The following is a 13,863-nucleotide window of genomic DNA, read 5'->3' as shown; positions in this document are numbered from 1 at the left end:
CCATGATCGTATTGAACGGCACCGACTCCGGCATCGTGCTGGAGCCCCGACCGGACGGCGCCCCGTTATGGCGCTGGTGGGGTCCACGCGTCGGCACCGATGCGTTGCCGCCGCTCGCCGAGACCCGCCCCGCCGCGTCGTTCTCGCTCGATATCGATCAGCCGCTGACCCTCGTGCCCAACTATGGCACCGGCTGGTTCGGCCCCGCTGCGCTGCGCGCGCATCGTGAGGGGCTGGCGTTCTTCCAACGCTGGAACGACGTCGCAATCGACCGGCAGGCAAACGCCGTCATCATCACACTGCGCGACACGACCGCGCAGGTAACGCTGGCCCAACGATTGACGCTGGACCCGGCAACCGACGTGCTGACCCTGTCCGCCAGCGTCCGCAACGATGGCGACGACGCCCTCACCATCGACTGGCTCGCCGCCGGCACGCTGCCCCTGCCCGCCGATGCCACCACAATCCGCAGCTTCACCGGCCGTCACAACGCCGAATTCGTGGCCGAAGTCGAACCGATGCCGGCGCACGGTTGGGTCCGCGAGAACCGTCGCGGCCTGACCGGTCATGCCGGCCCACCCGGCCTGTTCGTAGAGGGACCGGGCGCGACCTGGCACGCCGGCACCGTCCGCGCCGCGGAACTGGCCTGGTCGGGCAACCACCGGCTGGCGATCGAGCGCGATGACGAGGGGTTCTGGACGCTCCAGATGGGCGAAGCGCTCGCCCCCGGCGAAGTCCGCCTCGCGCCCGGCGAAACCTATGACACGCCCGACATGCTGGCGACCGTCTCCGCCACGGGTCGCAACGGCGCGATCCAGTCGTTCCACGCCGCCATCCGTGCCGCCGTGCCATGGCCGGCGGCGGGCATGCCGCCGCGCAAAGTGCATGTGAACAGTTGGGAGGGCTTTTACTTCGACCATGACGAGGCCGCGCTGATGGCACTCGCCGACCGTTCCGCCGCGTTGGGGATCGAACGGTTCGTGCTCGACGATGGCTGGTTCAGGGGCCGCGGCGACGACACCGCTGCGCTGGGCGACTGGACGCCGGACGTGGTGAAATACCCCAACGGCCTCCGCCCGCTCGCCGATCATGTCGTGGCGCTCGGCATGGAGTTCGGCCTGTGGGTCGAACCGGAAATGATAAATCCGGACAGCGACCTGTACCGCGCACATCCCGACTGGGCGCTGGCCGGGCCGGACGCCCCACGACCGACGTCGCGCAACCAGCTCGTCCTCGACCTCGGCCGTGCCGAGGTACGCGACCATCTGTTCGCCGTAATCGATACGCTGCTCCGCGATCTGCCGATCGGCTACCTAAAATGGGACCATAATCGCGATCTCGCCCCGGCCGGGGGCGCGGACGGCACCGCCGGCTACGGCGCACAGGTACGCGGCGCCTATGCCCTGTTCGATCGTCTTGGCGCCGCGCATCCGGCGGTGGAGATCGAGGCGTGCGCCGGCGGCGGCGGCCGGATCGATGCCGGCATCGCCCGCCGCACGCACCGTTTCTGGACCAGCGACTGTATAGACGCGGTCAGCCGGGTGCGGATGCAGCGTGGCTATCTCCACTTCATGCCGCCCGAGATGATGGGATCGCACGTCGGCGCCAGCCCCGCCCATTCGACCGGGCGCGGCCAATCGATGGCGTTCCGCGCTGCCATCGCATTGCCGGGTCACTTCGGCGTCGAACTGGACCCGGCTACTATGGATCCCGAAGGCACGGCCACGCTCACCCGCTGGATCGCGCATTACAAGGTCCTGCGCGGCACATTGCACCACGGTCGCGTCTGGCTGGGCGAAGGCACGGACAGCCTCTTCTGGCAATTGCACGGCACGCCGACCGACGGCCTGCTTGCCGTGACGCGGGTGGAGCCGACCGTAATCCGCCGCCCGCCCGCCCTGCCGCTGCCGCCGCTGGCCGGCATGGGACGCGTGCGCGTGCGGCTGATCGATATCGCCACCACCCCCGGCCACCCCGTTCCCGACGCACCCGTCTTCGCGGCGATGCGTGGTGAGGGCGTGGTCTGGGATGGTGACTGGCTGGCACAGGCCGGCCTGCCGATGCCGGCGATGAAGGCGGAGAGCGTCGCGCTCTTCGCGATCGAGCCGGCATGATGACGACAGTGAATGATGGGGGAATGACGATGGCAACCCGGCTCAACGAAGGCGCCGCACCCGGTTCGCCGTGGACGATCGATGCGGCCCGCGGCGCGGTCGACCAGCCACAGGCGGCGATCCCGGTGATCGGCCCGGACGATGTCGTGCCGATCGTGCCGGGTCACGACCTGTGGGACATGTGGCAGATCGCACGCGCCGACGGATCGACCGTCATCGCGGGCGGCCGTAGCTGGTGGTTCTTCCTCGCCACCCCGCAGCTCGACGATCCGGAGGCTCGCCACGACCGCGCCCGTATCCGCCTGACCAGCCACGGCGCCGATGGCTGGCGCGACCATGGCTGGGTGTACGAACCCGGTTTCACGCCCGGCAGCCGCGAATGGTCCGGCTCCGCCGTGCTGGAAGCCGATGGCGAGACGCTGACGATGTACTTCACCGCCGCCGGCCGCCACGGCGGCGCCCCCAGCTTCGAACAGCGCCTGTTCGAAACGCGTGGCCGCTTCACCGTCGATGGCGACACCCCGCATCTGAGCGGCTGGAGCGAGCCGGTGGAGTCGTTCGCCGCCGACGATCATTGGTACACCCGCGCCGACGAGACCGAGGCACCCGCCACCGGTATCAAGGGCTTCCGCGACCCCGGCTTCTTCCGCGATCCCGCCACCGGCCACGATTACCTGCTGTTCGTCGGCACCGCCGGCTGGACCACCGAGCAGTTGAACGGCGTTATCGGCGTCGCCGAACGCACCGCCACCGGCTGGTCGCTGCGCGCGCCGATGGTTCAGGCGCTGGGCGTCAACAGCGAGCTGGAACGCCCGCACATCGTGATGCACGCCGGCCGCTATTACCTGTTCTGGTCGACGCAGGGTCGCCGCTTCGCACCCGGCCTTGGCGCGCCTACCGGTTTGTACGGCATGGTCGCCGACCGGTTCGACGGACCATGGCGGCCGATCAACGGCACCGGCCTGGTCGCTGCCAATCCGGCCGCCGAGCCGTTCCAGGCCTATTGCTGGTGGGTCACCGGCGAACTCGATGTCATCAGCTTCGTCGATTACTGGGGCCTTGGCGACGGCGTATATCCCACCGATCCTGACCAGCGCCGGCCGCGTTTCGGCGGCACCGCCGCGCCGTGGTTCCGGCTGGCGATCGACGGCGACCGCGTGACGATCGCCTGACGCTCAGGCGGTATCGCGCAGGATCAGTTCGGGCGTCATCTCCACCGATGGCGCCTCCTTGCCGTCGATCCGCGCGAACAGCGCCGCGACCATCGCCTGCGCTCCGGCGACCAGATCCTGCCGGATCGTCGTCAGGCGCGGCACCGTCTGTTCGGCGAGCGGCAGGTCGTCGAACCCGGTGATCGGCATCCGGTCCGGCACGTCGATGCCGCGATCCGTCAGCACCCGCACCGCCCGCATCGCGATCACGTCGGATGCCGCGACGATGCCGTCGATACGGTCGCCCACCTCATCCAGATGCGCCGCGATCTCGCCGGCCATGATGTCGGATGCCAGATGCGTGTTCAGCTGCAACGGCGGATCGATCCCCGCCGCCGCCGCCGCATCCTGCAACCCCAGGAAGCGCTGGCTCAGCTCCAGCGTACGGGTCTCGCCCAGAAACGCGATCCGCCGGCACCCCCGGCCGATCAGCCGCTCGCCCGCCAGCCGCCCGCCCAGCCGGTTGTCTACCCCGACCGCGCAGTGCACCTGCCCCGCCAGATGGCTGCCCCACACCACCATCGGGCGGTAATGCGCCGCGACCCGCTCGATCGCCTCGAACTGGTCCGACTGGCCGATCAGCAATACCCCGTCGAGCATCCCGGACTGGACGATGCGTTCCAGCCAGTCGTCCGCATCGGGGATGATCCGCGACAGCATCAGATCATATCCCGCTTCCGTTACCGCATCCGCCAGATGGCCCAGCAAGGTCATGAAGAACGGATCGGACAGATGCTGGCGACGCTCATGGCCCAGCGGCACGACGACGCCGATCACGTTGGTCCGCTGCGTCCGCAGGCGGCGCGCCATCTGGTTGGGGCGAAAGCCATGTTCGATCGCCAGCGCCTCGATCCGCTCGCGCGTTTCGCGATTGACGACGGACTTGCCGGCCAGCGCGCGGGAAACGGTGCCGGCGGACACCCCGGCGATGCGCGCGAATTCACTGATGTTGCGCACGCGCGGTGGCGGCGTGGAAGAAGGTGGCGGCGTAATGGGGTCGCTCATGCTGCCCTTTTCGCGGTCGCAGCACCGCTTGGCAATGCCGGCCGGAAAAACCCAAAAAGCGACGGGACCGGCGCGATGCCGGCCCCGCCAACAGAGGAGGTCAGAAAGTGTAGCGGATCGACGCGGTGACCGTCCGGCCATAGACCGCCGAATTCTGGAAGATCGCGCTGGTGCTGGACAGCGGGATCAGGCTGCCACCGCCACGATAACCGAGCTTGTCGAACAGGTTGTTGGCGTTCAGCCCCAGTTCCACCCTGTCGACCGGCCGTACCTTCAGGAAGCCGTTGACGAAGGTCGATCCCTTCACCGTATAGACGTTGAAGTCGTCCAGCGGCACGCTGCTCTGCCCGCTGAAGCTCAGGCCACCCGCCAGGAAGCCGGTGTCGTACGACGGCGATACCAGGAAGATGAAGCGCGGAATGCCACCCGGCCGGTTGCCCACCAGCACCGCGGTCGCGCTGTCGCGGATTTTGGAGTTGATGTACGTCGCGTCCGCCGCCAGCCGGAACCCGCCCAGATTGAACCGACCGGTGAATTCTACGCCGTACGACCGGTATCCGTTCGAGATATTCGGATCGTTGTTCGGCGCGGGATTGTTGATCCGCGTGAAGTCGTAATTGTTCTCGGTCAGCGTCGAGCGGAAACCGGTGATCTCCACCGAGTAATTGCCCGCGAACAGGTCGCCGCGCTGCTTCAGGCCGATTTCCTGCTGGTTCAGGAAGTTCACCGACGTGCTCTTGCCCTGCGAATTGAGCGAGCCGTCCGCATTGAAGTTGCCGCTCAGCACCCGGCGATCCGCGTTGAAGCGGCCACCACGGCTGGCACGGGCAAACACGCTGGTGCTGTTGTCGAAGGCATAGAGCGCACCGAACGACCAGCTGACGTAATTGTCGCTGTAATCGATGTTCTCGACCGCCGCACCGGCGATCAGCGACGGCAGCGTCGCCGTGCCGAGCCCGGCGGTGACGGTGTAGTTCGGCCCGGCCACGCCGCCGATCGCCGTCCCCTTGCCCTTCACGCTGTCGAACCGGACGCTGGCGTCCAGGTTCAGGCCACCGCGCTCGTAACCCGCCGACAGCACGCCGGCATCGTCGGTATAGGTCAGGTCGACCGACCGGGCGCAGCACGATCCCCAATTGTCGTTGAAGCCCGCCTGCCCCGCCGCCGTCAGCTGCGTGCCGGTGGTCGAGAACAGCTCCAGCGGCGATGCGTTCTCGCCGTTCACTTCGCTGAACTGACGGTTCACGTGCCAATCCTGCACGATGTTCTGGCTCATGTGGAACCAGCCCGCCGACGTCGACACCTTGCCGCCCAGCGCATCGAACTTGCCGGCGACCGACAGGTTGTTGGCGAAGCTGTTCATGTTGCGCATGCGCGTGTTGATGTTCGGGTTATTGTTCACATAGGCGCCGGTATAGACCTGCCCCTTGTTCGGACCCGCCGCATAGCGGACCGATCCGACGACACCGCCGTTCACGCACGATCCGACGACACCGTTCGCCGAGAAACCGGAACTGGCCGGCACGAAGCACGACGAGAATCCGGTCGGCACCGGATTGGTGTTGACCCGGTTGGTCACGTTCAGGAACTGCGTCGTGAAATTGCCGCTCATGTCGCTGTAGCGCATGCTGTCGTCGATCGTGATCGCATCGGTCAACGCATAATGGAACTGGCCGCCGATCGCGGTGATGCGCGGGTGGATGCCCTGAACCTGCGCGTTCTTCACCTTGCCGTCGCGATCGACGAACTGGAACGAGCGCGCGTTGGTCGAATAGGTCGATCCGTCACGCCCGTCGAAATTGGGGAACGGATCGAAATCCGTCACCTTGTTGCCGTCCAGCGTCGCGATCGATGGCGTCGCGGTGTTGGTCGGCGCCTGTTCGTCCAGCCGCTTGAAGTTCAGGCGGATATAGCCGCGGTTGTCGGCGAAATCCTTGGTGACGTTCGCCTTGATCTGGTAACCGCGCAGGATGTTGAACCGCTCGTTGGTCAGGCCGCCGCCGTTGCGGGCATAACCGCCGACGTGGAAGCGCAACGTGTCCGAAATCGGCGCGCCGTAATCGAAATCGACGCGGTTCTCGCGGTACCCGACGCCCTTCGAGAACGCGACGGAGCCGCCCGCACGATCGCCGGTCTTGCTCAGATAGTTGATGACCGCGCCCGGTGCCTGCGACGTGAAGGTGGACGCGGAACCACCGCGCACCGCCTCGACCCGCTCGACATTCTGGTCGAAGCGGATCCAGTAATCGTTGTTGCCGAAATTGATGTCGCCGAACAGCGTGACGGGCAGACCGTCCTCCTGCAACGCGACATATTCGGAACCGCCCGTCGATACCGGGATACCGCGCACGCCGATATTGGCGTTACCGCCGGGGCCGGCGGTATCCGACGGCTGCAGACCGGGGATGTTGCGCAGCACTTCCGCTTCGGAACGCGGCGTGAAGTTCGAGATCGCCTCCTGGCTGACCTGCGATACCGAGATCGAACTGCGGAAGCGCGACCGCTCGCCGGTCGTGGCGGTGACGACGATATCCTCGGCACCGGCATCCGTCTCGGCCTGCGCGGCCACGGGATCGGCCGACTGCGCCGCCGTCGTGGTGGCGCCCGTTGCGGTGGCCGCGGCGGGATCGGTGGCCTGTGCGGCAGCGGGCAATGCCCAGCACGCGGTGGTCAGCGCAATGACCGACACACAGGATTGCAGCGCGACGTTCCTCATCAGGATCCTCCCAGTCAAAATTCCTGCTCTGATCGGCAGGCGAAGCTGAGGGGTACATACCTACCCCGCAATCGTTTGCAACAGATTTTTACAAACGATTGCGGAGAATAGCGATGATGAACGTCATTTCATGTTTCGGGCGGCTCTTCAGGCGGCGCAGTGGCGCGCGATATAGTCGGCGTGCGTCGGCATCGTATCCGCCGCCCGCCCGATCGCACCCGCCAGTTGCTCGACGAAACGGCGACTCGCGGCGGGATCGGCGGCGTAGTCGATCAGCGGATCGCCGCCCTCGGGCAGGTTCAACTGCCCCACATGCACCGCCAGCCAGCTCGCCGCCCCGAACAGGTCCATGTCGCGCGCGATCAGCCGGCCGTGGCGGCGGAAATGCTCGATCTTCATCGCCAGCGTATCGGGGATCGCCATCGCCGCGCACTGCCGCCACAACGGCGCGTCGTCGCGCTGCGTCAGCTTGTAATGCAGGATCAGGAAATCGCGGATACGCTCGCATTCGGTGATCGCGACGCGGTTATATTCCTCGATCCCCAGCGGCTCGAAATCGCGCGTCGGAAAGAACGCCAGCAGCTTGGCGATGCCCGCCTGGATCAGGTGGATGCTGGTCGATTCCAGCGGCTCCATGAATCCGCTCGCCAGTCCGATCGCGATGACGTTGCGGTTCCAGAACTGCCGCCGCCTTCCCGTCTGGAACCGCAGGAAGCGCGGATCGCCCAGTGCCTCGCCGTCCAGCCCCGCCATCAGCGTCGTCGCCGCCTCGTCATCCGACAGATGCTCGCTGCAATAGACATATCCGTTGCCGACCCGGTGTTGCAGCGGGATGCGCCACTGCCATCCCGCCGCCCGCGCCGTCGACCGCGTATAGGGCGTCAGCGCCCCGGCCGGCGCATGCGCGCACGGAGTCGCCACCGCCCGGTCGCACGGCAACCAGTGCGTCCAGCTTTCATACCCGGTCTGCAACGCCCCCTCGATCAGCAACCCGCGAAAGCCGCTGCAATCGACGAACAGCTCGGCCGCCAGCACGCGGCCATCGGTCAGCGTCACCGACGCGACATGGCCGCTCTCCCCCTCCAGCGTCACATCGCCGACCTTGCCCTCGACCCGGACGACACCCCGCGCCTCGGCATAACGGCGCAGGAACGCGGCATAGAGACCGGCGTCGAAGTGATACGCGTAATCGAACGTCGATCCGACGCTGCGGGGATCGACCATCGGCGGCGCGAAGCGGTTCCGGCTCGCCGCGCCCCACGCCATCGACAGATCGTCGAGCGGCACCGTCGATCCCGCCGCCCGCGCGCGCAGCCAGTGCTGGTGCACCGCCAGCATGTCGAACGGTTTGCCGAACGTGCCGAACGGGTGGAAATACCGATGGCCCCGCTTCGCCCAGTCGACGAATTCGATGCCCAGCTTAAAGCTGCCCTTCGTCGCCCGCAGAAACTCCGCCTCGTTGATCCCCAGCGTCTCGTTGAACAGGCGGATCGGCGGGATCGTCGCCTCGCCGACGCCGACGGTGCCGATATCCTCCGATTCGACCAGCTCGATCCGGCATCCGCGCGGCAGCGCATGGGCCAGCGCCGCCGCCGTCATCCATCCGGCCGTACCGCCGCCGACGATCAGGATACGGCGGATGCGACGGTCATCGGCCCCGGTCATCTTCAGCGTCCCGCCCGCAACCGCACCGCCGCGCCACCCGCCGCCGCCAGTTGCAGCGTCAGCGTATCGTTGGCACCCACGCTGTGTTCGGTCAGCGCGACCTTGTCCGCCCTCGCACCGTCCTGCCAGATCGTCGCCGCGAAGCGCCCCTTGCCCAGAAACGCCAGCGGCAACGTCACCGTCCGCCCCTCGGCACCGTTCATCGCACCGATATACCAGTCCCGACCCTTGCGCCGGGCCACCACGACATGGCTGCCGATGTCGCCGTCCAGAAACCGCGTCTCGTCCCATGTCGTCGGCACGTCACGCACGAAGGCGAACTCGGGCTGGCCTCGATACGCATCGGGGCTGTCCGACACCATCTGCACCGGGCTTTCATACACGACGTACATCGCCAGCGCCTGTCCGCGCGTCGTCTGCACCTGTGGCGGGCTGTTCACCGGCTTGAAGTCGGCCGGCGTCCGGTTGCGGAACCCGCCCGGCGTGTAATCCAGCGGCCCCAGCACCATGCGCGTGAATGCCAGGCTGACGTTATGCGTCGCCGTGACGCGTTTCGACCATTTGTTGTACTCCGCGCCCATCACGCCTTCCTGCGTGACGTAATTGGGATAGGTGCGGTTCAGGCCGGTCGGCTGATAGGCACCGTGCAGATCGACCAGCAGATGGCGCTTCGCCGCCTCGGCCAGCACGCGGTGGTAGTAATCGACCATCACCTGATCGTTGCGATCCATGAAATCGACCTTGATGCCCTTGATCCCCCAGCGGGCATATTGATCCATCGCCTCGGCCATCCGTGCGTCGAGCTGGCTCCATTGCAACCACAGCATCAGGTCGACCTTGCGCGCCGCGGCGTAACGGACCAAATCGGGCATATCCAGGCCGGCCTGCGTCTTCGTGATGTCGGTATCCGCCGGCGCCGATCCGCCGACCCCGGAATTGAGCGCCCACCCCTCGTCGATCAACATGTATCTCAGGCCCGACGCACCGGCGAAATCGATCAGCTTCTTCAGATCGGCCATGTTCATCGCCGCCTGCGCCTGCCCTGGAAAATACGGTCCAGACCACCAGTCCCATGCCGACTTGCCCGGTTGTATCCAGCGCCAGTCGCCGGTGGCCGGCGGATTGAGATTGCCGATCAGGTTCGACGCGATCAGGTCGCCCGCCCGGTCCGCCATCATCACCACCCGCCATGACGACGTCAGCGACTGCCCCGCGGCGGCGCGTACCGCCGTCCGCAATTCGCCCGGCAACGGCGCCAGCCGCGTGTCGAGGCCCAGCCCGCCATCCTCGCGCCCGCGCAGGTACAGCCCGGCATAATTCGCCAGACCCGCCTCGGCGATCACGAAGCTGGTGCGGTCGCTGCCGGTCTTGCACAGCATGCCGGGGTCGAACATGTGCATCGGCCGCACCTGCGAGACGCGGACGGGATCATATTCCCCCTCATGGCTGCTCGTCGCGCGGCCGACGTTCAGGCCCCAGCACCGGTCGTTGGTCGGGAAATAGAACCCCGTCCGCTCCTCCCGGATCGCGATCGGCTGGTCGCCACCGGGCAGGCGATAGCGAAAGGCGATGCCGTCGTCATACGCGCGCAGGTCCAGTTCGATCGGCCCGCGCTTGCCGGCGGGATCGGCGAGCGAGACGACCAGCTCGTTATAATGGTCGCGCGCGCTCGCCGCCTTGGTCGCGACCAGCGGCACCGTGCGGTCGACGGCGGCGCGGCGCACCTCCGCCATCCGCAGCGCATCCGTCCGCGATCCATCGGTGAAATCGAACCCCAGCGGCGACGGCGCCAGCACCGCCTCACCATGACGCGTCACCTCGTACTTGGGTGGCCCATTGCCGTCCGACGCGATCGACAGCGTGATCGTGCCATCAGGCGACGCCAGATCGAGCCGGTTCTGCGCCGCTGCCGGCGCCGCGATGATGATCGCGACGTTGCCCAGCAATATAGTGCCCAGTCTCATGCATCTCTCCGACGAACCGTTGCCTGGCGGCGATGCATCGCGGCGACGGGGCGACCGGTCAAGCGGCGATACGCGAGGTCCCCCTATTCCGCCGCCTGCCCGACCGGACGCAGCGCCGCATCCAGTTCGCGGCCCACCGCCTGCGGCGACCGGGTCCGTCCCGCCAGCCGCGCGTACAGCACCGGCACCACGAACATCGTGATCGCGGTCGCGATGCTGACGCCGAACACGATCACCACGCCGATCGCCGATCGCGACCCCGCCCCCGCGCCGTGACTGATCGCCAGCGGCACCGCGCCCATGACGGTCGCGATCGACGTCATCAGGATCGGCCGCAACCGCCGGACCGACGCCTGAGCGATCGCCTCGCCCACGCTCGCGCCCTCGTCGCGCAACTGGTTGGCGAACTCCACGATCAGAATGCCGTTCTTGGCAGCCAGACCGACGAGCATGACGATACCGATCTGGCTGAACAGATTGATCGTCATCCCCGTCGCCGCCAGCCCGACGACCCCGCCCGCCACCGCCAGCGGCACCGCCGCGATGATGACGACGGGATGCACGAAGCTCTCGAACTGAGCCGCCAGCAACAGGTAGATGATGACGATGGTCAACCCGAACACCAGCCAGATCGAACTGCCCGTCTGCTTGAACGCCTGACTCTCGCCGCGATAGCCCACCGCGATGACCTCCGGCGATTGCCGCGCCTGTTCCTCCAGGAACGATAGCGCCCGCCCCAGCGTGTAACCGGGGGCAAGGCCGCCCTGAAAGGTGATCGCCCGCATCTTGTTGAACCGCCCCAATTCGCGCGCCGACGCGGCATCGCGGGTGCGGACCAGATTGGACAGCGGCACCAGATCGCCGGTGCGCGACCGGACATAGACGGTCGACAACCGCCCCTCGCGGTCGCGGCCGTTCGCCTCCGCCTGCACCAGCACGCGATATTCCTCGCCGTCCTGCACATAGGTCGATGCGCGGCGCGATCCCATCAGCGTCTGCAACGCCTGACTGACGTCATCCACCGACACGCCCAGATCGCCGGCGCGCTGCGTATCGACGTCGATCAGGATCTGCGGCTTCGATTCGACATAATCGGCATCGAGATTGACGAGGCCGGGATTCTCCCGCGCCGCCGCCAGGATACGGTCCCGCGCCCTCGCCAGCGCCGGATAGCTCGATCCCGCAATCACGAAGTTCAGCGGCTGCCCACGCCCACGCCCCAGCGACGACCGCACCGTGGCATTGCCGCGCGTAGCCGTCAGTTGCGACAGCCGCTCCGTCACCAGCCGCGCGACCTGTTGCGACGATACCGTCCGGTCCTCCCACGGCTTCAGAAAGACAGTCATGCTGGCGCTGTTGAAATCTTCCGACGCGCCGAAACTGGCGGGCAGTCGCGCGACGAGGCCACGCACCGCGCCGTTGCCGACCATCGGTTCCACCAGCTTTTCCGCCTGCGCGACATAGGCGTCGAGCTGTGCGAAGCCCGTCCCCTCCGGCGCGTTCAGACGCACCTCGACCACGCCGGTATCCTCCGGCGGCACCAGTTCGGCGTCGATCGTCGTGAACAGCCAGCCCGCTGCGATCAGGAACGCCGCCGTCGCCAGCATCGCCGGCCACGGCCGCGCCAGCGTGCGCGTCAGCCACCGGCCGTAACCGCGCTCGACCACCGCGAAACCGCGATCGACCTTCGCTGCGAACCCGCGCCGTTCCTGATGCTTCAACAACTTGGAACACAGCATCGGCGCCAGCGACAGCGCGAGCAGCCCCGACAACGCCACCGCCGCGATCATCGCCACCGCCAGTTCGCGGAACAGCAACCCCGTCTGCCCGGCGATGAACATCACCGGCACGAACACCGCGCAGACGACGGCGGTGGTCGAGATCACCGCGAACCCCACCTGCCGCGTACCCAGATACGACGCGACCAGCGGGTTCTCGCCCCCCTCGATCCGGTGATGGACATTCTCCAGCACTACGATCGCGTCATCGACGACCAGCCCGATCGCCAGCACCAGCGCCAGCAACGTGAGGAGGTTGATCGAATAGCCCAGCCCCCACAGCACCGCGAAGGTGGCGAGCAGACAGATCGGCACCGTGATCGCCGGGATCAACGTCGCCCGCCAACTGCCCAGGAACAGGAAGATGACCAGCACGACGAGCACCGCCGCCTCGGCCAGCGTATGCCACACACCCTCGATCGCGCGTTCGATAAACAGCGAGCTGTCGGAACCGACCTGCACCGACACGCCGCGCGGCAGGTCGGGCGCCATGTCGACCATCATCTGCTTGGCCGCCTGCGCCACCGCCAGCGTGTTCGCACCCGACTGGCGCACGATGCCCATGCCGATGCCCGTCTGCCCGTTGAAGCGGAAGCGGGTGTAGGGGTTCTCCGCTCCCTGCTCGATCCGCGCCACATCGCCCAGCCGCACCAGATAGCCATCGGTGCCGCGCCCGATCACGAGCGAACGGAAATCGGCCGGCGTCACGAACCCGCGCGTCACGCGCAGCGATACGTTCTGCTGGCTCGCCTCCAGCCGCCCCGCCGGCAGCTCGACGTTCTGCGTGCGCAGCGCGGTTTCGACGTCACGCGGCGTCAGCCGGAACGCGGCGAGCCGGTCGGCATCCAGCCACACCCGCATCGACGGCTTGGCCAGCCCGACCAGATTGACCTGCGCCACCCCATCCAGCGTCGACAGCCGATCGGCGATCACCCGGTCGACATAATCGGACAGCTTCATCCGGTCCCATCCCGGCGCCTGCACGACCAGGAACAGCACCGGCTGAGAATCCGAATCGACCTTGCGCACTTCCGGTGCCAGCGCCTCTTCGGGCAGATCCTGCGCGGCGCCCGCCACCCGGTCGCGCACGTCGTTGGCGGCGGAATCGATGTCGCGGCCGGGGCGGAATTCGATCGAGATATCCGATCGCCCGTCTGACGACCGGCTGGTGATCGTCTCGATCCCCTCGACCCCCGCCAGCCGTTCCTCCAACGGCTGGGTGATGCGGCTCTCGATCACCGCCGCCGCCGCGCCCGTATACGTCGTCTGCACCGACACCACCGGCGGATCGGTATCGGGATATTCGCGCACCGACAGGCCCATGAAGCCGACCACGCCGACGATGGTCAGCAGGATCGCCATCACCGCCGCGACCACCGGCCGCCGGACGGAAAGATCGGACAGCATCAT

The 13,863-nt window shown here is 67.3% G+C and carries 7 protein-coding genes; 2 read left to right on the top strand and 5 right to left on the bottom strand.

Features of this window, described 5'->3' with window-relative positions; genetic code table 11:
• Window positions 1-2 precede the first annotated feature (2 nt).
• Together JAO74_RS07665 and JAO74_RS07660 are read left to right on the top strand one after the other, a co-directional pair.
• A complete protein-coding gene (locus JAO74_RS07665; protein ID WP_199036656.1) occupies window positions 3-2,114 on the top strand; it encodes an alpha-galactosidase in 2,112 nt (703 codons plus the stop codon).
• 23 nt (window positions 2,115-2,137) lie between these two features.
• A complete protein-coding gene (locus tag JAO74_RS07660) occupies window positions 2,138-3,286 on the top strand; it encodes a glycoside hydrolase family 68 protein (RefSeq protein WP_233150767.1) in 1,149 nt (382 codons plus the stop codon).
• 3 nt (window positions 3,287-3,289) lie between these two features.
• On the opposite strand, the gene JAO74_RS07655 is transcribed toward JAO74_RS07660, so the two are convergent.
• The 5 genes from JAO74_RS07655 to JAO74_RS07635 form a co-directional block, all read right to left on the bottom strand.
• The gene (locus JAO74_RS07655; protein WP_199036654.1) at window positions 3,290-4,330 is read right to left on the bottom strand and encodes a LacI family DNA-binding transcriptional regulator; all 1,041 of its coding nucleotides are present in this window, start codon (window positions 4,328-4,330) and stop codon (window positions 3,290-3,292) included.
• A 100-nt stretch (window positions 4,331-4,430) separates the two neighbouring features.
• A complete protein-coding gene (locus tag JAO74_RS07650; protein WP_199036652.1) occupies window positions 4,431-7,046 on the bottom strand; it encodes a TonB-dependent receptor domain-containing protein in 2,616 nt (871 codons plus the stop codon).
• A gap of 147 nt (window positions 7,047-7,193) precedes the next feature.
• Window positions 7,194-8,711, bottom strand: coding sequence for a tryptophan halogenase family protein (locus JAO74_RS07645; RefSeq protein ID WP_199036650.1), 1,518 nt, complete (start codon window positions 8,709-8,711; stop codon window positions 7,194-7,196).
• A 2-nt stretch (window positions 8,712-8,713) separates the two neighbouring features.
• A complete protein-coding gene (locus JAO74_RS07640; protein ID WP_199036648.1) occupies window positions 8,714-10,675 on the bottom strand; it encodes a glycoside hydrolase family 97 protein in 1,962 nt (653 codons plus the stop codon).
• A gap of 83 nt (window positions 10,676-10,758) precedes the next feature.
• Window positions 10,759-13,863: an efflux RND transporter permease subunit gene (locus JAO74_RS07635; RefSeq protein WP_199036783.1), complete on the bottom strand. Its 3,105-nt coding sequence runs from the start codon at window positions 13,861-13,863 to the stop codon at window positions 10,759-10,761.

This window comes from Sphingomonas mollis (assembly GCF_016427505.1).
In the GTDB taxonomy this organism is placed as follows: domain Bacteria; phylum Pseudomonadota; class Alphaproteobacteria; order Sphingomonadales; family Sphingomonadaceae; genus Sphingomonas; species Sphingomonas mollis.
The sequence above is the reverse complement of the archived record's forward strand: the minus strand, read 5'-3'. Positions and strand labels throughout refer to the sequence as shown.

Bases quoted from the DNA above. Each gene is read 5' to 3' on its own strand.
- JAO74_RS07635 (WP_199036783.1), bottom strand. From the start codon at position 13,863: ATGATGCTGTCCGATCTTTCCGTCCGGCGGCCGGTGGTCGCGGCGGTG.
- JAO74_RS07665 (WP_199036656.1), top strand. From the start codon at position 3: ATGATCGTATTGAACGGCACCGACTCCGGCATCGTGCTGGAGCCCCGA.
- JAO74_RS07650 (WP_199036652.1), bottom strand. From the start codon at position 7,046: ATGAGGAACGTCGCGCTGCAATCCTGTGTGTCGGTCATTGCGCTGACC.
- JAO74_RS07645 (WP_199036650.1), bottom strand. From the start codon at position 8,711: ATGACCGGGGCCGATGACCGTCGCATCCGCCGTATCCTGATCGTCGGC.
- JAO74_RS07660 (WP_233150767.1), top strand. From the start codon at position 2,138: ATGACGATGGCAACCCGGCTCAACGAAGGCGCCGCACCCGGTTCGCCG.
- JAO74_RS07655 (WP_199036654.1), bottom strand. From the start codon at position 4,330: ATGAGCGACCCCATTACGCCGCCACCTTCTTCCACGCCGCCACCGCGC.
- JAO74_RS07640 (WP_199036648.1), bottom strand. From the start codon at position 10,675: ATGAGACTGGGCACTATATTGCTGGGCAACGTCGCGATCATCATCGCG.